This window comes from Pseudomonas sp. ES4 (assembly GCF_050586665.1).
Lineage (GTDB): Bacteria > Pseudomonadota > Gammaproteobacteria > Pseudomonadales > Pseudomonadaceae > Aquipseudomonas > Aquipseudomonas frederiksbergensis.
On the sequence record NZ_JBOBDO010000014.1, the window covers coordinates 68423 to 89245 of the forward strand.

Below are 20823 nucleotides of genomic sequence, written 5' to 3' on the forward strand. Positions count from 1 at the left end.
CCGTATCAAAGAAAGTTGAGCTGGACGAAGTAGTTGTGCCAGGCCCATTCCAAATCTTGCGGTGACAGTGATCCGGAACCGCCCATATAACGCTGACGATCGAGGGCCATGTTCAGGAGATCGCGGGGATGGCAAGGCACCAGGGGCATGCCTTCACTGGCATAGAGCCTTTGCAGCACATACCGCACCAGCAGCTGGTCAAAAGGAATGCCCAGGCGCTCGCTTTCCTGACGCCAGATCTTTTCGTACTCCTCAGGCTTCAGGTAACCAAACTGCAGCTTGTAGCCAATCCGGCGAAGAAAGGCCTCATCGGCCAGCTCCAGAGGATTGAGGTTGGTGGAAAACACCAGAATCAGATCGAACGGCAGTTCGCAATGCCGGCCGCCGCCCAGGTTGATGAAGTCACGCTTCTCTTCCATCGGGACGATCCAGCGATTCAACAGCTCGGCGGGTGCCATGCGCTGGCGTCCCATGTCATCGATGATGAACAGGCCATTACTGGCCTTGAGCTGCAAGGCCGCCTGGTATTGACGGGTGGAAGGGTCATAGCGAACGTCCAGTTGCTCCATGCTCAATTCACCGCCGGTAATGACGATCGGGCGTTTGCAGCACAGCAGTCGACGGTCGATCCCTTCGTTGAGCATCAGATTGTTCATTTGACTGTTGTCATTCAGACGCTGATGCACCTGCGGGTCATAAATCTCGATCACCGATTCGTTGATGACGATGGCGTGAGGCACCCAGATGGCTTCGGCAAACAGACGAATCAGCCGACTGCTGACATAGGTCTTGCCAGTACCCGCAGGGCCATAAATCATGATCGCGCGCCCGGAGTTCATCGCCACCCCCAACTGATCGAGCATCCCTTCCGTGAGCACCACACCCGCGAGGGCATTGCGCATATCGTTGGCGTTGATGCGACCATGGTGAATGGTTTGAAGTTTGATCAGGGACCGGTAGGTGCTCACCGGGAAGGGCGCCGCACCGATATAGCCGCTGCGCGACAGGGCATCGCGGGCGGCACTGCGACCGCGCTCGGTCAAGCCATAACGCAACATCTGCCCGCCCGTTTGGCTCCCCTGGCCAAGCACTTCGACACGACCATCCTTGCGCAGAAACGCCAGGACCTCTTCAAGTACCGCGCCGGTCAGCGCCAGGCGTTCCACCAGCCGCGACATGTCCAGCACACCGGCATCAAACAAATGTTTGCACACCAACTCACCGAGAAAACTGTCGGTCAGACCCGTCTCGCGAATAGTGCAGGGCTGAGGTGCCAGTCGTTGCACCGCCTCCCGGTCGCAGGGGTAGGCATCACTATCGACGATGACGTGCATGACTAAGCTCCCAATCCACCGGCAACGAGTTGCCAGTAGACGCTGTTTAAAGTCCCGATCAGGATTGCAATCGAATAAGGGAAAGGCTTGCCGGCTACTTCATCTGAAGTCGGCGCATAATAGGCGTGCGCTCTTAGAATCAACCAATAGCGCTCCAGGGTCTGAAGCAATTGACCTCGAACCAGTACGATCAAAAGACCGCACACGCCACCGGCGATCAGGCTGAAAAAGGCAGCCCACAACGCGAAATGGATGGGTAGAAAACTGCCGACCATGGCCATCAACTTGACGTCGCCGGCGGCCATGCCCCCCAAGGCGTACATCGGCAGAAACAGCCCAAAACAGATCAGGATACCCAGCAGGCTGTCACCCAATCCGCTGACACCACTTGAATACATTTGACCGACCAATCCCAGGGCAAGTCCCAACAGGACCAGCATGTTGGGAATACGGTGGCGACGCAGATCACTCACCACCGCCACGCCCAAAAGTCCTATCAGTAAAACAGTCGATACCATCAGTTCCGTGGACATGGCGTGTCTCCCTACTGGGATTAGTCGTTAGCACGCAACGTTGCTATTGGCGGCCTTACACAGCGATGTGATTTGGGTATTCACCTCGCCTCCAAGTTTCACGAACATGGCGGCAACAGCGACCGTAATCAGCCCACCCGCCACCGCGTACTCCACGATGGTCAGGCCGTTTTCATCTTTGACGAACTTCAGTACCGAAGCCTTGATTGTTTGCAGAGTCATGATGTACTCCCGTTCTAGCGGTCAAACCGCTCAGAACATACTTTGCTAGAGAAAACGCGAAGCCCATTAAGTAAGTAGTCCGGCAGCCTCATCAGCAAAATAGAAGCAGCTGTCTACTCCATGGGCATCGCCATGTCAGCCAATGGAAATTACCGTTATCAGCAAGCAGCACCTTTGACCGCAGCGCACAGTCCTGTGATTTGGGTATTCACCGCGCCCCCAAGTTTCACGAACATTGCGGCGACAGCCACCGTAATCAAACCACCGGCCACCGCGTATTCCACGATGGTCAGGCCGTCTTCGTCTTTGACGAACTTCATTACCGAAGCCTTGATTGTTTGCATGTTCATTTTGCCCACCTCACTCGAATGTTTTTTTCTGGAAGCAGTACTTTCTGTCCTGCCTGATGCAACCTTAGTCAGGGTGAAGGCATAGCCGTTAGGAGGATTTTGCACATCGCTAGGACTTTTTTGCGGAGCGGCCAAATAGGGATAATTAGCCTTTGCAGAAGTAACGGGAGGGGTAAACAGGGCATGGCAGGGCAAATGCGATTTTCATTGATTCACAAGCGATAAGCGGTTCAACCCGTGCTCATCGAAGACACACAAGCAAACAGTCGCTTTCCAGGCCCCCATAGAACGAACAGAACTAAAACTCGTCTTTCCTATCGAGATTAAATCTGCAAAGTGATGGCACATTGACGATACTGCTTAGCGAGTCACTAAGAATCCAAGAGTAGAGACATGACGTCCAACTTGACCAGAAGGCCAACGCTCCTATGGTTCGATCTGACTCATGATCGATCCACGAAAGAACTCATCGCGCAGTTCGAGGGTACCTGCGACGGCAAACTGGCGAAAAACTCCGTGCTGCCCATCGGGGTAAACGCAGACATGATCTGCATCCATTTCGATCGCCCCGATACACCAGGCCTGAGGCTGTTGCTGGACATCAAACGCAGCGCACCGGCCATCCCGATCACCATGTTCACCGTGCAGCACTCGGAAGAACTGGCCGTCTGGGCCATGCGTTCCAGCGTCTGGGAATACATAGTGCTCCCCCTCTCGGTCAGTGAGAGGAATCGCTACCTGACTGCTGTAGTTCAGCTCTGCGAGCTGCGCCGGAATGTTATCGACCACCGCAAGACACAGCTGATCGACCACTCCCCGACCCTGCCGGACAGCATCCGGCTGACCTCCGGACACCAAAAACATCAGGCCCTGAGCAGCATCATGCTGTACATCGAGCAGCACTTTCGGGACAGCATTGACCAGAGGGATTTGGCGCAGCGCTGCGGCATGACGACCTTTCGCTTCAGCCGTCTGTTCAAGGAAGCCAATGGCCTTGGCTTCACGGATTACATCTTGAACAAACGCATGAACTTCGCCAAAGAACTACTCGACAACAGCCAGATGCCTATTACCAGCATCGGCTATGAGGCCGGATTCAAGGATCCTTCCTATTTCGCTCGTGCCTTCAAGCAGTTCGCAAACTGCACGCCCAGCGAATACCGCTTGGCACGCCAACTCAGAGCAACTGCATCTGCGCAAATGGCGCAAGATGAAAAAACCACTGAAGCGCTCGAAAGCCTGGTGCAAAGCCTTAGCGGTTGAGGCGTTTTTATACGCGCACACAAAAACGCCGCTCATTGAGCGGCGTTTTTGTTAAATATGGAGCGGGAAACGAGACTCGAACTCGCGACCCCGACCTTGGCAAGGTCGTGCTCTACCAACTGAGCTATTCCCGCAAATGGCGTCCCCTAGGGGACTCGAACCCCTGTTACCGCCGTGAAAGGGCGGTGTCCTAGGCCACTAGACGAAGGGGACACGCTAACTGAAACACATGGTGTGTATTTCAGTGCCCAAATCCGCATCCGAAGATGCTGGTTCTGGTTTCACTCAGCCCTGCCCGAAAGCAACGCTGTTTAAAATTGGAGCGGGAAACGAGACTCGAACTCGCGACCCCGACCTTGGCAAGGTCGTGCTCTACCAACTGAGCTATTCCCGCATATGGCGTCCCCTAGGGGACTCGAACCCCTGTTACCGCCGTGAAAGGGCGGTGTCCTAGGCCACTAGACGAAGGGGACACACGTACAACATTCACTGCCTACCGCGTTTCGCTGTGTGCTTTACGCTGTAAGTGGCGCGCATTCTATGGATGGATTGAGGGGTCGTCAACCCCCAGATATAAATTTATTTAAATCAATGACTTCGCCCTGCTTTGAGACACTAATCGGGCTTTTCCGTCGCTCGGGGTTTGACGCCTATATTCTGACACCCGCCAAGACGTTATAGTCCACCCACGCCAAAGATGATGGCAATGTGCACCTCGCACGCTATTACTTATATAAGCAGGAACGCGGCCGATACAGACAGTGCAGTAGCCGATTCAACTCGCCGAGCGGCGCTATGCGCCTCAATGCCAAGCCACTACACTCGCACGCGAACCCCATAAAGAGGTCTTACCGGTGACACCACTCATGATCACCCTGCTAGTCGTAGCCGGGATCGCACTATTGATCGCCATTGGCTACATGAACCATGTGGTGGAAAACAATAAGCTGGAAAAGGCCCGCGCCAAAGTTGAGCTCAACGATCGTCTGCGTCGTTGCGGCGAAATCACCGAGACCTTTCCCGGCCAATTGATGACACCGGGCCTCAAATTGCTATTGACCCGCCTGGAATTGAACGTCTGCCAACGCCTGCTCACTCTGGAAAAAACCAACGCCAACCTCAAGGCACGGATTGGCGAACTGAGCGCCCTGGTCGGCCAGGGTGAATCGATCCCGGTCAACAACCCGCCGGCACCGATCCAGACCGAAGCCAAAGCCAAAGACGTACGTTTCCTGCTCGAAGCCCTGCACGGCCAAATCACCCGCGCCGCCCAGGACGGCTTCTTGCCGACCAACGAAGCCAAACGCTGGATCCGCGAAGTTCGCCACATCCTGGTCCTGCTGCACATTGAATTCTTCAACAACCTCGGCCAGCACGCCCTGCAACAGAACCAGCCCGGCCAGGCCCGCCTGGCATTCGAACGCGGCGTGCAATACCTGCGCAAACAACAAGAACCCAAGGTCTATGCCGAACAGCTGGAATACCTGGAAAAACTCCTGGCTCGCGCCAACGCACAAGTCATGGACAACATCGCCCCGGTAGAAGGCGAAGTGAACCAGCTGACCGAAGGCCTCAAAGACGTCGAGGCCGATGCAGACTGGAAGAAAAAAGTGATCTACGACTGATCACAGAAAGAAGAAAAGCCACCTGAGCAGGTGGCTTTTTTTTGCGTTGAGTTTGATGGACGGGTACAGCCGCGACAGTAAGGTCGACTATCGGTCGCCATCGCGAGCAGGCTCGCTCCCACAATTGGACGATGTACAACCGCAAGGCCGCCATCGCGAGCAAGCTTTGCTCCTACAGAGCCAAAAGCAGAGCGGCATACACCCGCCGCCCCTCACCGCTCAACAGGCCGAGCGTTAGCTCGCCTCAGAGCCGAAAGTGCCCCACCATCCCCTTCAACTCAACCCCCAACTGCGCCAACTCGATACTGGAAGCCGCATTCCCCTGCATCGCCAACGAAGACTGATCCGCACTGGCGCGAATACTCGTGACACTGCGATTGATCTCCTCCGCCACCGAACTCTGCTCCTCGGCAGCTGCTGCGATCTGCTGGTTCATCTGCTGAATCAAAGACACCGCCGCTGCAATACTCCCCAGCGCACTCTCCGTCTGCAACGCATCACTCACCGCCAGCTTCACCAGTTCGCCGCTGTTCTGAATCTGCTGAACAGAAGACTGAGCCGCCGAACGCAAGGCGCTCACCAGTCGTTCAATCTCCTCGGTCGATTGCTGGGTACGCTTGGCCAAGGCCCGCACTTCATCGGCGACGACCGCAAAGCCCCTGCCCTGCTCGCCGGCTCGAGCCGCTTCGATCGCGGCGTTGAGGGCCAACAGGTTGGTTTGCTCGGCCACACTCTTGATGACGCTCAGCACCGTACCGATGTTCTGGATTTCGGCACTCAAGCTTTCGATGCTCGAACTGGCCGAGGTGGCTGAATCCGCCAACTGTTCGATCCGCGCCATGCTCTGGCGCACCACCTGCTGGCCACTTTCAACCTTGTCGTCTGCCGTCTGCGCTGCCTGAGCGGCCTCCTCAGCATTACGCGCAACGTCGTGCACGGTGGCGGTCATCTGGTTCATCGCAGTAGCAACCTGTTCGGTTTCTTCCTTCTGGCTGCTGACTTCAAGATTGGTCTGCTCGGTCACCGCCGACAGCGACTGCGCTGAACTGGCCAACTGCTCGATACCCGCCTGCAAACCGCTGACAATACTGCTGAGCCCTGCGCCCATCTGCTGCATGGCCTGCATCAACTGCCCGATCTCATCACGACGGGTCACTTCAACCGTTGCACTCAAATCGCCAGAGGCAATCTGTTGAGCAACCCGGATCACGCTGCGCAGCGGTGCCACGATCAACCGGGTAATCACCCAGGCCGCAATCAGCCCGACCAGCAGCGCCAGCGCCGAGGAACCGATGATCAGCATAGAATTCTTTTTCAGCTCCGCCTGCATCGACTGGTCTTCGGCGACATAGGCCTGGTCCACCCGCTCCATCACCTGAGCAGCGCGCTGATGGAGTTGCTCATAGACGGTTTTTTCCTGCGCCAGCAGGCCGGTGTATTCGGCGAGTTTTTCGCTGAATCCGCCAATGTGCCCGACCACTTCATTGAGGACCGTCTGGTAACCCTCATCCTTGACCGTGGTTTTCAACTGCTCGGCCTGGGTCAGCGCCTGGTCGGCCTGCTCGATCTTGCCCTGCCCTGCGCTGTCATCGCCTTTGCGACTCAGGTCCAGGCGCACGCGCGCTTCGTTCATGGCCTGCAACATCAACCGCGACACCTGGCTGACTTGATTGGCCTGTTCGATGAACTGCCCTCCGTCCTTGCCTTCGGATTCCTTCAAGGTATAAGCGCCGTCATCGGCCAGCCCGGCCTGCAGCACGTCGAGGTTATTGGCCACGCTGGACACCGACCAACTGGCCATCTCCAGCGCCAGGTCCTTGCCCTGGCTGAGCGAGACGAACTCGTCGAAGGCCTTGCGATAAGCCCCCAACGACTGCTCCACATCATTCATCACCGGCACGTTGGCCGCAGACGCCGCTTTCAGTTGGGTTGCCAGGGCGATCAAGCCGTCAACGCCCTTGCGTAGCGCATCAGCGGTTTTCGGGTTGCCGTGCAAAGCGTATTCCTGCTCGAGCAGTCTCACCTTGAGCAAACCGCTGTTGAGCGACGACATCTGCTTGAGCCCGTCGAAGCGCTGGCTGATGGTTTGCAGTGACCAAACGCCGATGGCCGCCACCAAGGCGGTCAACAGCAGCACCAGTACAAAACCGACACCCAGTTTTTTCGCCATACCGAGGTTGGCAAAACGTCCTTGCACGGCCGAAATCATTGCACTTAGTCCCCTGACATAGTCTGTTGACGCAGATTCGCAACGGGCCTGTATCAACACAAGTCTCTGGCGTCTGAATAATGGCAAAAAGCTACGCTTGCGTCGTTTTCAGAACGCTTGAGGTCGATCCAGAGCGGTGGCCTTAAAAAACGCTCGCGCTCGCGGATCACAGGCATAGGCCACATTGATACGCTGCCAGTCACCGGCCTCTGCGGCGGGACTGAATGCCGTCGCAGAAGACAACAGGACACCGAAGCGCTGGGCTTGTTTGCGCACCTGAGCGTAGTCGGACATCCGTGATCGCGCCCAGATGAACAATCCCCCGGCCGGTTTGCCGAAAACCTCCCATTCGGCGTCTTCCAGCACTTGCAGCGCAGCTTCCCTGTCATTGCTTAAACGCTGGCGCTGGCGCTGGACCAGTTTGCCGTAGGCACCGCTGGCCAAAAGGCTTGCCAGCACCGACTCGCAAAACCGTGAAGCGCCCATGCTGCTGATCATCTTGACCTCGGCCAGCCGCGATATAACCCCGGCGCCGGCCACTACAAAACCGACCCGCAACGAACTGCTGAGGGTTTTGGAGTAGCTGCCGACGTAGATCACGTTGTCATCGATACCCAACGCAGCGAGGCGCGTACCGGGGCCGCTGTGCAAATCCGCATAGACGTCGTCTTCGATTACCAGAAGGCCATGGGCTTTGGCCAGTTGCACAACCCGTTGCGCCACCACCGGCGCCAGGCTGCTGCCAGTGGGATTTTGATAGAAGCTATTGATAAAGATCCCGCAGGGCCGGTACTGGACCAGCAGCGCCTCGAGCGCGTCAATGTCCGGCCCGCGCGGGGTTCGCGGGACCTCGATCATGTTGACCCCGTGCAATTTGAGCAGGTCGAACAGCAAGCAATAACCGGGACTTTCCACCACCACGCAATCACCCGGCTTGAACAAGGTCCGCACGATCAGGTCCAGCCCCTGACTGGCCCCCGCCGTTGTCAGGATTCGGCTTTCCTCCACCACGATATCCAGCTGTTTCAGGCGTTTGTGGATCTGCAGACGCAAGGCTGGCAGGCCCAGCGGCGTGCTGTAGTTGAACAGGCCGGCCATGTCGGTGCGACTGACCTGGCGGATCGCGTAGCTCAGGTCGTCAGTTTCACGCCAGCTCTCGGGCAGTCCGCCACATCCCAGCTTGAGTCGGCCCGAGGTGCCGCCCTGTGTCCTTTCTGCCCCCTCGAACCAGGGACAATCCTGTTGCCCCTGGGCGGCCAACGCTGGGATGGCAACAATGAAACCGGCGCCATGACGCGGAGCCAGCACCCCTTGAGCCACCAGACGCTCACAGGCCTCAGCGACGCTGGACTGACTGAGCAAATTGATCCGGGCGATTTGCCGCACAGAAGGCAAACGCGTCCCCGGTGGCACCTCGCCACGGCACAGCCAGCAGGCTAGCGCGTCGACGATTTGCTGTACGACCGGCACCAATGCCTGTCGATCGATTCTCAACTCCATGAGCAAGCAAACTCCTGTCCGTTTTGCGGGAAACAGTTAATCACAAGAGCGGTCGATCAGTTGTGCGACAAAACCGCCAAAACCCTCGGTTCTAACCATTTGAAACACATTGTCCGCCCCCTTTAAGGAACCGAAAAAAAACCCGCACACATGCGGGTTTTTTCCTACGTTTCACTGCCTGTATTCAGAACGCCGTAACACCACCGTCCACCGCAAGCGAATGCCCTGTGGTGAACGCTGCGCCGTCGCTGCACAGGTACAGCACCGCGCTGGCGATTTCCTCGACCTTGCCGATGCGCCCGACCGGGTGCATCGCATTGGCGAACTCGCCTTTCTTCGGGTCGGCTTCATAGGCACGGCGGAACATGTCGGTGTCGATGACTGCCGGACACACCGCGTTCACCCGAATCTTTTTCTTGGCGTATTCGATGGCTGCCGATTTGGTCAGGCCGATCACTGCATGTTTCGACGCCGCGTAAATACTCATCTTCGGCGCAGCCCCGAGGCCGGCTACCGATGCGGTGTTGACGATCGCACCGCCGCCCTGGGCCAGCAGTAATGGCAACTGGTACTTCATACACAACCAGACGCCTTTGACGTTGACGCCCATGATCGCGTCGAACTCGTCGACCGTACCTTCGGCCAGTTTGCCTTTCTCGATCTCGATGCCGGCATTGTTGAAGGCGTAGTCGAGACGGCCGTAGGTATTGACCACCTCGTCCATCAGATTTTTTACCTCGCTCTCCTGCGTTACGTTGCAGCGCACGAAGGTGGCTTCACCGCCAGCAGTACGAATCAGCGCCACGGTGTCCTCACCACCCGCCACGTCCAGGTCGGCCACTACCACTTTCAAGCCTTCAGCGGCAAATGCCTGGGCGGTCGCGCGGCCAATGCCATTGGCAGCGCCCGTCACAACGGCGACCCGGCCAGTAAACGTCATGCTCATTGTTATGTCCTCGAAGAGAAGATGCGGGGGATTGCGTGTTGGCAATCTAGCCACAAGGACCTGCGGCGCGGCAGCACTATCAAAAGGCCGGTTGGGTGTCCATGAGTGCCAGTGATAAAACCGCCGGGGCGACTATCACTGCACTGGATCGATGTGCATTCGCCGCATCAGCCAAACTTGCGGCATCGTTCATGAAGGTCTATCAACAAGTCTTCATTCATCTTGAGTGCCTGTCATGACTACCCAGATCAATCGCCAGTTCCTGCTCGCCAAACGTCCGGTGGGCGCGGCGACCCGCGAGACCTTCACCTATCAGGAAGTACCGGTCGGCGAACCGGCTGCGGGTCAGATCCTGGTCAAAAACGAATACCTGTCCCTGGACCCGGCCATGCGTGGCTGGATGAACGAGGGCAAGTCCTACATCCCGCCGGTCGGTATCGGCGAAGTGATGCGCGCATTGGGCGTAGGCAAAGTCGTTGCGTCGAATAATCCGGGCTTCGCAGTCGGGGACTACGTCAATGGTGCCTTGGGTGTGCAAGATTACTTCCTAGGCGAGCCACGAGGTTTCTACAAGGTCGATCCGAAACTGGCGCCTCTGCCGCGCTATCTGTCGGCGCTGGGCATGACCGGGATGACCGCCTATTTCGCCCTGCTCGATGTCGGCGCGCCGAAGGCTGGCGACACCGTGGTGCTGTCGGGCGCGGCCGGTGCAGTGGGCAGCATTGCCGGGCAGATCGCCAAGATCAAAGGTTGCCGGGTAATCGGCATTGCCGGGGGCGCGGACAAGTGCCGGTTCCTGATCGACGAACTGGGTTTTGACGGCGCCATCGATTACAAAAACGAAGACGTCCAGGCCGGTCTCAAGCGCGAATGCCCGAAAGGTGTCGATGTGTATTTCGATAACGTCGGCGGCGATATCCTCGACGCGGTGTTGAGTCGCCTGGCCATGAAGGCCCGGGTGGTGATCTGTGGCGCCATCAGCCAGTACAACAACAAGGAAGCGGTCAAAGGCCCGGCCAACTACCTGTCGCTGCTGGTCAACCGCGCGCGGATGGAAGGATTTGTGGTGATGGACTATGCCGCGCAGTTCGCCGCAGCCGGACAGGAAATGGCCGGTTGGATGGCCAAGGGGCAACTCAAGAGCAAGGAAGATATTGTTGAAGGACTGGAGACGTTCCCGGAGACGCTGATGAAATTGTTCAGCGGCGAGAATTTCGGGAAGTTGGTGTTGAAGGTTTAACCCCAAACAAATGTGGGAGCGAGCCTGCTCGCGATAGCGGTGGATCAGCCAACATTGATGTCGACTGACACTCCCTCATCGCGAGCAGGCTCGCTCCCACATGGGATCTTCAGCGTTTGGTTAAGCGAGTTCGGCCACTACGGCAGCCAACGCCTTGGCCGGATCCGCGGCCTGGCTGATCGGACGGCCGATCACCAGGTAATCGGAACCGGCATCCAGCGCCTGACGCGGCGTCAGAATGCGGCGCTGATCGTCCTGGGCGCTGCCCGCGGGACGAATCCCCGGAGTGACCAGTTGCAACGACGGGTGCGCCGATTTCAGGGCCTGGGCTTCCAGGGCCGAACACACCAGACCGTCCAGCCCGGCTTTTTCCGCCAACGCGGCCAGGCGCAACACTTGCTCCTGCGGCTCGATATCCAGACCGATACCCGCCAGGTCTTCACGCTCCATGCTGGTCAGCACGGTCACGCCGATCAGCAAGGGTTTCGGACCGGTGCGCTGGTCAAGCACTTCGCGGCACGCGGCCATCATGCGCAAACCACCGGAGCAGTGCACATTGACCATCCACACGCCCATCTCCGCAGCCGCCTTGACGGCCATGGCGGTGGTGTTCGGGATGTCATGGAACTTGAGGTCCAGGAACACTTCGAAGCCCTTGTCACGCAAGGTGCCAACGATTTCCGAAGCACAGCTGGTGAACAGTTCTTTACCGACTTTGACCCGGCACAGCTTCGGGTCCAACTGATCGGCCAGCTTCAGTGCGGCGTCACGAGTGGGAAAATCCAGGGCGACGATGATAGGAGTCTGGCAGGCGGACATGAGTGGGCTCTCAGGCAGGTCGAAATCGGCGCGCATTGTAGCGGAACCAGCGCCTCTGCGGGACCCGATGATCGGTAATTCGTCGAGGCGGCTCAAGCAAGACTAGCCCTTGCCCCCATTGTGTCGAGTCAGAGCGTTACCGAACGCAGGATAGCGACAGCAATGGCGCAGGTTCTGTGGGCCTGATCTCAAGGTCGGCGATCCTCGACCCGAGCCTGACTCTTGCTCCAGTCGTTCAGCAGGCTGTAGGCCACCGCCAACAACGTCGGGCCGATGAACAAGCCAATAAACCCGAAGGCAATCAGCCCGCCAAACACCCCGAGCAGGACAATCACCAGCGGCAAATTACCGCCCCGGCTGATCAGGTACGGCTTGAGCACGTTGTCGACGCCGCTGATGATGAACATCCCCCAAACCCCGAGAAACACCGCCATCCCGTACTCGCCCTTCCAGGCCAGCCAGGCCGTGGCCGGAATCCACACCAGTGGCGGCCCCATTGGAATCAGGCTCAACAAAAACGTGACGATCCCCAGCACCAGCGCCCCGGGAACCCCAGCAATCAAAAACCCGATCAACGCCAGAACCGCCTGGGCCGCCGCCGTCCCGATCACGCCGTTCACTACCCGCTGCACTGTGCCTGCCACCAACTCAATGTAATACCCGGCACGGTCACCAATCAGACGTTCCAGCAACCCGTGAACAAATGCCGCCAGACGCGGCCCGTCACGGTAGAAAAAGAACACGAAGACGATACTCAACGTCAGCTCAAGTATCCCGCCGCCAATTTGTGCACTGCGCGCCAGCAGCCAATTGCCGACCTGGCCCAGATAAGGCTTGACCGCCAGCATCATCGCCGCGCCTTGTTGATCGATGCTGTTCCAGAGCCCCACCAGCCGCTCGCCCACTAGGGGAATACTACCCAGCCAGGTCGGCGCTTCCGGCAGTCCGTCGACCTGCACATCCTTGATGAGCGCCGTGGCATCACGCACATGGTCCGCGAGGTTGAACCCCAGCCAGACCAACGGCAACGCCACCAGCAACATCCAGCCCAGCGTCAGCACCGCGGCCGCCAGAGATTCGCGACCATTGAGCAACCGCGTGAGCAAACGCATCAGCGGCCAACTGGCAAACGCCAGCACCGCGCCCCAGAAAAGCGCCGACCAGAACGGCGCCATCACCCAGAAGCTCGCGCCAAACAGCACCAGGAGCAGGATCTGCACCAACAGCCGATCGTTATTGATCATCTAAATCTCGAAAAAAGTCAGTCCGCAAAAGAGTAGGCGAACGCAGCGTGTGCGTTCGCCGGATAAAGCTTATCGCAACAGTTGGATGTGCAAGCCAGCACCTTCGACACTACCCGCTTCCATCCTGGCGGTACGCACACCCTGCCCGATCAGTGCCTGACGCCAGGCTTCAGCCTTCGGCCCGGAAATACTGACCCGCAATGTGGTGTCCAGATTCAACCCGCGCGAGATCAGGCGCAGCCAGGTTTCGTCAGGATCGCCGGTCAGTTTGGGGAAATCGAGTTCACCGGTGCTTTTGAGCTCTCGCAGCAAGGTTGCAGAAGTCGGCAGCAAATCGCCCAGCGGCGCGGCGGCGTCAAACTGTTCGACGTGCAGATAAGCTTTGCGATTGCCGCGCGTGATGCTGTAAAGCGCTACCAGCGTGTTGTCCTGCGGGGCCGCCAGGCGCAACAGCAAATAGGCTTGCTGATCATCGGCACCATAAAGCTTGGCATTGCCGAAGACATCATTGGCCCACAGGCTGCTTTCGCCGCAATCTCGGGCCTGGCACCAGAACAGCAACTGGGCATCCTGCTTCTGCAAGGCTTCACGAGCGGCGGTGAAGGCCTCGGTGGAGGAATGCTCCGGTGGCAACTCGTAGGTTACCGAAGTGGCTTGCCCTCGGGCAGCCACCTGGCCGTCAAAGCGCAACTGGCCGCTGATTTTGCGGATTGAGCCCAGTGGATAGATCCGCTCGAGTTCGGCGACCGGACGATAGTCAACGATCTGCGCATCGGCCATACGCGGCACGACCGGCAGGTCCTGACTGCCCGGGACATCGGCGGCAAATAACAGCGGACTGAAGCAACACAGCGCCAGCAGACTGAATGAACGCATGGATAGACTCATCGGATCAGCATGGCCTGGGCACCCTTGATGATACTGGCGTCATCGATGCGCTCAGGCACCAGCAAACCGCGCTGTACCGCCGGACGCGCCTCCATGGTTGCCATCCAGCGCTGCAGGGCCGGCAAACCTTCGACCTCTACACCCGACCATTCATGGCCACGGACCCACGGATAAGTGGCGATGTCGGCAATGCTGTATTCACCGGCCAGAAACTCCACGGCTTGCAGACGCGTGTCGAGCACTTCATAGAGGCGGCGGGTTTCATGCTGATAGCGATCGATGGCGCCCTGGAGCTTCTCGGGGAAGTAACGGAAAAACACGTTGGCCTGACCTTGCATCGGGCCGATCCCCCCCATCTGGAACATCAGCCATTGCAATGCCACTGAACGCCCCTTGGGGTCTTTTGGCAGCAGTTTGCCGCTCAGTTCCGCCAGGTAAATCAGGATCGCACCGGATTCGAACACGGCGAAATCGCCGTTGGCGCGATCGACAATCGCCGGAATCCGGCCATTGGGATTGATCTTGAGGAAGCCCTCGGACTTCTGTTCCTTTTTGTCGAAACTCAAGGCGTGCACCGTGTAGGGCAGGCCGAGTTCCTCGAGCACGATAGAGACCTTGTGGCCATTCGGGGTCGCAGCGGTGTAGAGATCTATCATGGTTGTCTCCCATTTCAACCCGCCCAGCCTCGACAGTTGCCCGGCGCAAGTCAAGGAACGGCGAAGAACCGATTGAAACAGTCTGCGACAAGCTCGGCACCGGGTTCGTCATTCAGGTGCAAATGATGGCCGCCAGGCAGCTGTTCCCGGCTAAAGGGTAGACGCTCCAGCAACTCGGGATGTTTGGCGAGCATGCCGTCGGCAGCCACCAGCAGTTTTGCAGGACAACTGACCCGCTGGACGAAGGCCATCGCCTGTTCAGAGGTCAGACGCAGCGGCGATGGTAGGGTCAGGCGGTTATCGGTGCGCCAGGTATAACCGCCCGGCACCGGCATCAATCCACGTTGGGCCAGCAGTTCTGCGGCTTCGCGACTGACAGCGACCAAGCCTTTCATGCGCGCCTCGATGGCCCGGTCGAGGGTGTGGTAGACCGGTTTGCGCTTCTCGCGCAAATCCAGCTGCGCTTGCAAGGCCATGCCCATCCGTTCGGCAGCGTTTTCGCCCTTGTCTGTAGGAGGAATGACGCCGTCGATCAACGCCAGATGGGTCACGCGTTGCGGTAACGAACCGGCCAGCACCAGCGAAACGATCGCGCCCATGGAATGCCCCAGCAGCCCAAAGCGCTTCCAGCCCAATTGCTCAGCCACTTGCAACACGTCATGGGCATAGTCCCACAGCGCGTAACCGGCACCGCTCGGCCGATGCCCGGAATGACCGTGACCGGCCATGTCCAGTGCGATGATGCGCAAGCCTTTGAGCTTCGGCGCCAGCCGGGCGAAGCTGTTGGCGTTGTCCAGCCAGCCATGCAAGGCGATCACCGGCATGCCGTCTTCGGGGCCAAACAAATGCGCCGCCAACTCGATGTGCGGCAGGCTCAGGCGAACTTCTTCAACGACATTGCTCATGCGCAATCCTGTTGGTGGCGACCGTCCCACCGGCTGAGCAGGTTCTTCAGCAGCGTGGCCGTGTCCTGGGGACGTTCGAGGGGAAACATGTGGCCGCCAGGCATGGTCAGGGACTCGCCCAGCGGCAAGCGCCCCACGAGGCTTGCGTGATGACGCATCACCACCCGGCTCTTGTGCCCGCGAACCACCGCCAGCGGCACTTTCAGTTGCCGTGTGCGGCCGGGACTGGTGTGCGGCACGCCGCGGTAGATACTGATTTCCGTGGCCGGGTCGAAGCGCAGGCGCAACCGGTCGCCCACCTTGTGCAAGCCATGTTGCAGGTAAGCGTCGAAGCATTCCGGGTCGAAGCCGCGAAACAGGGTTTTGCCCGCGAAATAGTGTCGAGCCGCTTCCAGATCGGTGAACTCTTCCCGCCGTCCCAACGTACGGCCGGCCGGGGTGAGTCGATCGATGAAACCGAAGCGTTTGGCAGCGCGGATCACCCATTGATCAGCGCGGGTCAGCACCGGCGAATCAAGCATCACCACGCCGCGATAGAGCTCGGGGCACCGCAACGCCGCGTGCAGATGCAACACGCCACCGAAGGAATGGCCTACGCCCCACACCGGTTCCGGTTGTTGCTCGAGGTGATGAATCAACTCGTCGACCAGGTTGTACCAGTTGTCATCCGCCGGAAAACGCGGGTCGTGGGCGTGCTGCTGCAGATGCGTCACCTGGTACTCGGGCGCCAGCGCCGCGAATAACTTGCCGTAGGTGCCCGAGGGAAACCCGTTGGCGTGGGCGAAAAATATCTGTTGCGACATACCGGTGATCCATCAACGAAAACGAGGGTTGATTGTCCGTAAGACGACGTCCTACAGCAATGACCGTAAGTGCCATGAATGATGACAGTCCGGTCAAGGAGGCGGCGTTCGGCTGCTACATGGAAAGCGTTTCAGCGGGAGGGTGGATTCTCACCCAATGGCACCACCGCCATGGTCAACCGCGACACACAACTGGCCTTGCCCTCATCGCTGGTCAAACGGATATCCCAGACATGCGTCGTGCGACCAATGTGAATTGGCTTGGCCACCGCCGTGACCCGCCCACTGCGCAAGCCGCGCAAATGGTTGGCGTTGATTTCCAGGCCCACGCAGTAAAACTTGCTGGCGTCGATGCACAGGTAACTGGCCATCGAGCCGACCGTTTCGGCCAGCACCACCGAGGCGCCGCCGTGCAGCAAGCCGTAAGGCTGGTGAGTGCGATGGTCGATGACCATGCTCGCGGTCAGGGACTCGTCGTCGAAGGCTTCGAAGCGAATATCCAGCACTTCACCGATGGTATTTTTCCGGGTTTCGTTCAAATGTTCGATGCTGGGAGTAGTACGCCACAAACTCATAGTTACTTTCCTTTGTAGGTTTTATTCGTGACTCAATCCTGCCACAGCACCGCTTCACTGCGCTCGCTCCATTCTTCGAAGCGGGCACCGTAGGCGGCTTCGATCACGTTGCGCTTGATCTTCAGGGTCGGCGTCAGAAAACCGTTTTCCACCGCCCAGCTGTCCTTGACCACCACCAATCGATGCAAGCGTTCGTGTTTGTCGAGGACGCCGTTGACCTCTTCCAGAAGTTTTTCCAGGCTTGAATGCAGGCCCGCCCGCGCCGTTCCGCTGGCGTCCTGTTGCCCGACCGCCGAGAGCACGCACAACCCCAGCGGCGCGCTCAGGCCATCGCCCACCACGCACACTTGCTCGATGCGCGAATGCTCCGCCAGACGATTCTCGATCGGTGCCGGGGCGACGTATTTGCCTTTGCTGGTCTTGAAGATTTCCTTCAGTCGCCCGGTCAGGCGCAGGTTGCCTTCGGCGTCCTCTTCGCCCTTGTCACCGGTGCGCAGGAAGCCGTCTTCAGTGATGGTGTCGGCGGTTTTCTCGGGTTCCTTGAAATACCCGAGCATGGTCGCGCCGCTGCGCACCATGACCTCGCCCGACTCGGCGATCCGCACCTCGACCTCCGGGCAGGGCTTGCCGATCCAGCCGGGTTTGTTCTGGCCCGGCAGGCAAATGTGCGAATAACCACAGCTTTCGGTCATGCCGTACACCTCCAGCACATCCAGCCCCAGCTTGCGGTACCACAGCAGCAAGGTCTGCGGCACGGGCGCGGCGCCGGACAAGGCGATGTGCAAGGCATCCAGCCCGAGCCCGACCAGGATTTTGTGGCCGACCCGCTTGCCGATAATCGGCAGCCCGAGCAGGAAGTCGAGGCGCTTTGCCGGGATCTTGCTGTACACGCCCATCTGGAATTTGGTCCAGATCCTCGGTACGCCGAACAGCGCGGTCGGTCGAGCACGGCGCAAATCGGTGAGGAAGGTGTCGAGGCTCTCGGCAAAAAACACCGTTTGTCCGGTATAGATCGACGCCAGTTCGACGAACATCCGTTCGGCGACATGGCACAGCGGCAGGTAGGACAGCAACCGATCCGACTCATTCAAGCCAAACAACTGCGTGCCGCGAGTGGTGGCAAACCCCAGGTTGGCGAAACTGTGCATCACGCCTTTGGGCATGCCGGTGGTGCCGGAGGTGTAAATGATGGTCGCCAACTGGTCGCCGGACGGCTTGGGATCGTCCTGGATCGGTGAACTCTTTTGCAGGTCGGCCCAGCTGTAGTCGAACGTTCCAGGCGGATGCAATGGCAGACTGATGGTCGGCAGGTCGGCACTGACTCCGCGAGACATGCCGGGCCAGTCATCGAGTTTGCCGATGAACGCCAGCGCCGCTTCGGAGTGTTCAAGGACCTGGGCCACGGTCTCGGCGGTGAGGTTCGGGTAGAGCGGCACCGACACGTGCCCGGCCATCCAGATCGCCAGGTCGGCGATGATCCAGTGCGCGCAGTTTTTCGAAATCAGGGCGATGTGGCTGCCTTGGGGCAGTTCGCGCGCGCGCAACCAATGCGCAGCGCAGCGCGCCTGATGCCCGACGTCGCCCCAGCTCAGGGTTTCGACCTGGCCACCGCCCGTGGGCTGGACCAGAAAGCGCTGGCGGGGATGACGGGCCTCACGCTCGTAGAAAACGTCCAGCGGCAAACGAAAAGCAGCAGGCATGCGACTCGCTCCTTTATTTTTGGTCTGGAGCAAGCGTAGTCAACCAAGCAAGTGCTTGGTTAAATTATTTGAGGGGAGAGCCAGATCAAAAGACCGCAGCCTTCGGCGGCTCCTACAGGCTGCGGTCTTTTGACTTTCAAGGATGTTTGATGCCGTTAAGCTTCATCGACCCGATCAGTAGTTCGTTGTGCTCAAGCTCGGCCAAGCCGGCGGTACTGACTTTTTCCGGTGGATAGCCGGCGCCGTGCTGCAGATAGCTCAGCAAATTGCCCACCAGCGGATTGTGACTGACCAGCAGGACGTTACTCACCGACACCAGCTGTTCTGCCACCTTGTCCGGGTCGGTATCCGGGGTCAGCCAATCGACCGTGCGGATCTCCGGTGCGAAATTCAGCGCCGTGCGCACAATTTCCGCAGTCTCCTGCGCTCGCAGGAAAGGACTGGCGTAAATGGCGGTGAGCGGCTGGCCGGCCAACTCGGCGGCAGTGCGCAGCACTTCTTCACGACCATGGGCAGTCAGTGCCCGCTCCGAATCAGGACGCTTGCCGTGTGGCTCGGCTTCACCATGACGCAGTATCCAGAGTTTCATAGCTTGGGCTCCTCATCTCGGGCCGGGTGTGGTGCCGGCGCCACAGTGTGCGGCGCTTCACCTTCCGGTGTACGCGGCGTCGGCCAGTCGGCGAACGGCCACGGTTTCTGGTCACTGTGGAAACTGCCGAATCGACCGATCTGCGCCAGGAACTGGCTCAGGCTGTCGCCGAAGTTCATCAGGCTGGCGCTCGGGGCGCCATATATCAAACGATAGATCAACTGCACCAGCACCACGGCGCCAAGGATGAACTGCGCCACTTGCCAGACCAGCACATAGACGATCATCCACAACACCCGCAGCAGGATGGATTCGTACTTGTCCTCTGTTTTCGGATCGTTCATGTCTCGCTCTCCCTGATGCTCAGTTGAAACCACTGGTGGAAATAAAGTCGACGTCGGTTTTCGGCTCGGCACGCATCAGTAGACCGATCACCTGCTCCAGCGTGCGCCCTTCGAACAGGATGGCATGCAGCCCGGCGACCAGCGGCATGTACACGCCCACCTCCTGAGCCTTGGTCTTGAGTACCTTGAGGGTGTTCACCCCTTCAGCGACTTCGCCCAGGCGCGTCACCGCTTCTTCAAGGCTCAGGCCCTGGCCGAGGGCGAACCCGACCTGGTAGTTACGGCTTTTGGGCGACGAGCAGGTGACGATCAGATCGCCCACGCCCGCCAAACCGAGGAAGGTCATCGGGTTGGCGCCCTGATTCACCGCAAAGCGGGTCATTTCCGCCAACGCCCGGGTGATCAGCATGCTCTTGGTGTTTTCGCCCATGCCCATCGCCACGGCCATGCCGGCAATGATCGCGTAGACGTTTTTCAACGCCCCGCCCAGCTCCACGCCATAGCGGTCGGCGCTGGCGTATACGCGAAAGGTCTTGCCGTGCAGCGCTTCCTGGACCCGTTGGCAGAGTTCTTCATCTTCGCTGGCGACCACCGTGGCGGTCAGCGCATGCTCGGCGATTTCACGGGCCAGGTTCGGCCCGGACAGCACGCCGATGCGCGCTTGCGGGGCGATCTCTTCGAGGATTTCGCTCATCAGTTTGAAGGTGTGGGCTTCGATGCCTTTGGTTAGGCTCACCAACAATTTGCCGTTCAAAACTTCGGCGTGCGGCATCAATACCGAGCGCAGCGCGCTGGACGGCAGTGCGACGAAGCACAGGTCGCAGGCTTGCAGGGTGGCCAGCAGGTCGGTGACCGCTTCCACGGCCGGCAGAATCTTGATGCCTTTGAGGTAACGCGGGTTCTCGCGATTGACCCGAATGGCCTCGGCCTGTTCGGGGTCACGCATCCACAGCCGGACCTGATGCCCGTTCTCGGCCAGCAGATTAGCCACGGCGGTACCAAAACTTCCGCCTCCCAGGACCGCAATTGGGCGCTGTTCAGTCATATGCAATCCGTTAATCCATACCAGTGGCGATGT

General features: G+C 59.0%; 21 protein-coding genes, 4 tRNA genes and 1 pseudogene. 3 read left to right on the forward strand and 23 right to left on the reverse strand.

What is annotated here, in order from left to right:
• Positions 1–5 precede the first annotated feature (5 nt).
• The 4 genes from ACQ4OB_RS16780 to ACQ4OB_RS16795 form a co-directional block, all read right to left on the reverse strand.
• On the reverse strand, positions 6–1334 hold the full coding sequence (locus ACQ4OB_RS16780) for an AAA family ATPase (RefSeq protein WP_076028254.1): 1329 nt from the start codon (positions 1332–1334) through the stop codon (positions 6–8).
• A 2-nt stretch (positions 1335–1336) separates the two neighbouring features.
• A complete protein-coding gene (locus tag ACQ4OB_RS16785; RefSeq protein ID WP_074879067.1) occupies positions 1337–1867 on the reverse strand; it encodes an A24 family peptidase in 531 nt (176 codons plus the stop codon).
• 27 nt (positions 1868–1894) lie between these two features.
• The gene (locus ACQ4OB_RS16790) at positions 1895–2089 is read right to left on the reverse strand and encodes a Flp family type IVb pilin (RefSeq protein WP_046049035.1); all 195 of its coding nucleotides are present in this window, start codon (positions 2087–2089) and stop codon (positions 1895–1897) included.
• Positions 2090–2247: 158 nt separating this feature from the next.
• Positions 2248–2439 (reverse strand): Flp family type IVb pilin, encoded by a 192-nt coding sequence (locus tag ACQ4OB_RS16795; protein ID WP_074879069.1) that lies wholly within the window; start codon positions 2437–2439, stop codon positions 2248–2250.
• 393 nt (positions 2440–2832) lie between these two features.
• Here ACQ4OB_RS16795 and ACQ4OB_RS16800 point away from each other — a divergent pair, with 393 nt between their 5' ends.
• Positions 2833–3702: a helix-turn-helix transcriptional regulator gene (locus ACQ4OB_RS16800; RefSeq protein ID WP_074879071.1), complete on the forward strand. Its 870-nt coding sequence runs from the start codon at positions 2833–2835 to the stop codon at positions 3700–3702.
• A gap of 58 nt (positions 3703–3760) precedes the next feature.
• Here ACQ4OB_RS16800 and ACQ4OB_RS16805 read toward each other — a convergent pair.
• The 4 genes from ACQ4OB_RS16805 to ACQ4OB_RS16820 form a co-directional block, all read right to left on the reverse strand.
• A tRNA-Gly gene (locus ACQ4OB_RS16805) sits at positions 3761–3836 on the reverse strand.
• Between the two features lie 3 nt (positions 3837–3839).
• A tRNA-Glu gene (locus ACQ4OB_RS16810) sits at positions 3840–3915 on the reverse strand.
• A gap of 105 nt (positions 3916–4020) precedes the next feature.
• A tRNA-Gly gene (locus ACQ4OB_RS16815) sits at positions 4021–4096 on the reverse strand.
• 3 nt (positions 4097–4099) lie between these two features.
• Positions 4100–4175 (reverse strand) — tRNA-Glu (locus tag ACQ4OB_RS16820).
• Positions 4176–4568: 393 nt separating this feature from the next.
• On the opposite strand from ACQ4OB_RS16820, the gene ACQ4OB_RS16825 reads away from it, so the two are divergent.
• Positions 4569–5327: a hypothetical protein gene (locus ACQ4OB_RS16825; protein ID WP_173860493.1), complete on the forward strand. Its 759-nt coding sequence runs from the start codon at positions 4569–4571 to the stop codon at positions 5325–5327.
• Positions 5328–5571: 244 nt separating this feature from the next.
• Here the strand turns inward: ACQ4OB_RS16825 and ACQ4OB_RS16830 are convergent, their stop codons facing one another.
• From ACQ4OB_RS16830 to ACQ4OB_RS16845, 4 genes and pseudogenes are all read right to left on the reverse strand, one after another.
• Positions 5572–6453 carry a methyl-accepting chemotaxis protein gene (locus ACQ4OB_RS16830; RefSeq protein ID WP_371916929.1) on the reverse strand — a complete coding sequence of 294 codons (882 nt, stop codon included), beginning with the start codon at positions 6451–6453 and terminating at the stop codon, positions 5572–5574.
• Positions 6433–7536: pseudogene (locus tag ACQ4OB_RS16835) on the reverse strand (HAMP domain-containing protein); the annotation flags it as partial. The pseudogene ACQ4OB_RS16835 and the gene ACQ4OB_RS16830, both read right to left, overlap by 21 nt.
• 108 nt (positions 7537–7644) lie before the next feature.
• Entirely contained in the window at positions 7645–9036 is a 1392-nt protein-coding gene (locus ACQ4OB_RS16840) for a PLP-dependent aminotransferase family protein (protein WP_102616255.1), read from the reverse strand.
• Positions 9037–9220: 184 nt separating this feature from the next.
• Entirely contained in the window at positions 9221–9982 is a 762-nt protein-coding gene (locus ACQ4OB_RS16845; RefSeq protein WP_430956073.1) for an SDR family oxidoreductase, read from the reverse strand.
• Between the two features lie 235 nt (positions 9983–10217).
• Here ACQ4OB_RS16845 and ACQ4OB_RS16850 point away from each other — a divergent pair, with 235 nt between their 5' ends.
• Positions 10218–11222: an NADP-dependent oxidoreductase gene (locus ACQ4OB_RS16850; protein WP_074879081.1), complete on the forward strand. Its 1005-nt coding sequence runs from the start codon at positions 10218–10220 to the stop codon at positions 11220–11222.
• A 120-nt stretch (positions 11223–11342) separates the two neighbouring features.
• On the opposite strand, the gene pyrF is transcribed toward ACQ4OB_RS16850, so the two are convergent.
• The 11 genes from pyrF to ACQ4OB_RS16905 form a co-directional block, all read right to left on the reverse strand.
• A complete protein-coding gene (gene pyrF / locus ACQ4OB_RS16855) occupies positions 11343–12041 on the reverse strand; it encodes an orotidine-5'-phosphate decarboxylase (protein ID WP_162493961.1) in 699 nt (232 codons plus the stop codon).
• A gap of 188 nt (positions 12042–12229) precedes the next feature.
• Entirely contained in the window at positions 12230–13285 is a 1056-nt protein-coding gene (locus tag ACQ4OB_RS16860) for an AI-2E family transporter (RefSeq protein ID WP_074879084.1), read from the reverse strand.
• Between the two features lie 69 nt (positions 13286–13354).
• On the reverse strand, positions 13355–14161 hold the full coding sequence (locus ACQ4OB_RS16865) for a DUF4892 domain-containing protein (RefSeq protein WP_074879086.1): 807 nt from the start codon (positions 14159–14161) through the stop codon (positions 13355–13357).
• Positions 14162–14169: 8 nt separating this feature from the next.
• Positions 14170–14829, reverse strand: a complete 660-nt coding sequence (locus ACQ4OB_RS16870) for a glutathione S-transferase family protein (protein WP_074879088.1) — start codon at positions 14827–14829, stop codon at positions 14170–14172.
• Positions 14830–14879: 50 nt separating this feature from the next.
• On the reverse strand, positions 14880–15734 hold the full coding sequence (locus ACQ4OB_RS16875) for an alpha/beta hydrolase (RefSeq protein ID WP_074879090.1): 855 nt from the start codon (positions 15732–15734) through the stop codon (positions 14880–14882).
• Positions 15731–16537 carry an alpha/beta fold hydrolase gene (locus ACQ4OB_RS16880; protein WP_074879092.1) on the reverse strand — a complete coding sequence of 269 codons (807 nt, stop codon included), beginning with the start codon at positions 16535–16537 and terminating at the stop codon, positions 15731–15733. Before ACQ4OB_RS16880 ends, ACQ4OB_RS16875 begins: the two co-directional genes overlap by 4 nt.
• Before the next feature lie 131 nt (positions 16538–16668).
• Positions 16669–17112 carry a hotdog fold thioesterase gene (locus ACQ4OB_RS16885; RefSeq protein ID WP_430956074.1) on the reverse strand — a complete coding sequence of 148 codons (444 nt, stop codon included), beginning with the start codon at positions 17110–17112 and terminating at the stop codon, positions 16669–16671.
• A 32-nt stretch (positions 17113–17144) separates the two neighbouring features.
• Positions 17145–18812 carry an AMP-binding protein gene (locus tag ACQ4OB_RS16890; protein WP_430956075.1) on the reverse strand — a complete coding sequence of 556 codons (1668 nt, stop codon included), beginning with the start codon at positions 18810–18812 and terminating at the stop codon, positions 17145–17147.
• A 136-nt stretch (positions 18813–18948) separates the two neighbouring features.
• Positions 18949–19401: a phosphohistidine phosphatase SixA gene (sixA, locus tag ACQ4OB_RS16895; protein WP_074879099.1), complete on the reverse strand. Its 453-nt coding sequence runs from the start codon at positions 19399–19401 to the stop codon at positions 18949–18951.
• On the reverse strand, positions 19398–19745 hold the full coding sequence (locus tag ACQ4OB_RS16900) for a DUF4389 domain-containing protein (RefSeq protein WP_008148033.1): 348 nt from the start codon (positions 19743–19745) through the stop codon (positions 19398–19400). Before ACQ4OB_RS16900 ends, sixA begins: the two co-directional genes overlap by 4 nt.
• 19 nt (positions 19746–19764) lie before the next feature.
• Entirely contained in the window at positions 19765–20790 is a 1026-nt protein-coding gene (locus tag ACQ4OB_RS16905; RefSeq protein ID WP_074879101.1) for an NAD(P)H-dependent glycerol-3-phosphate dehydrogenase, read from the reverse strand.
• Positions 20791–20823 lie beyond the last annotated feature (33 nt).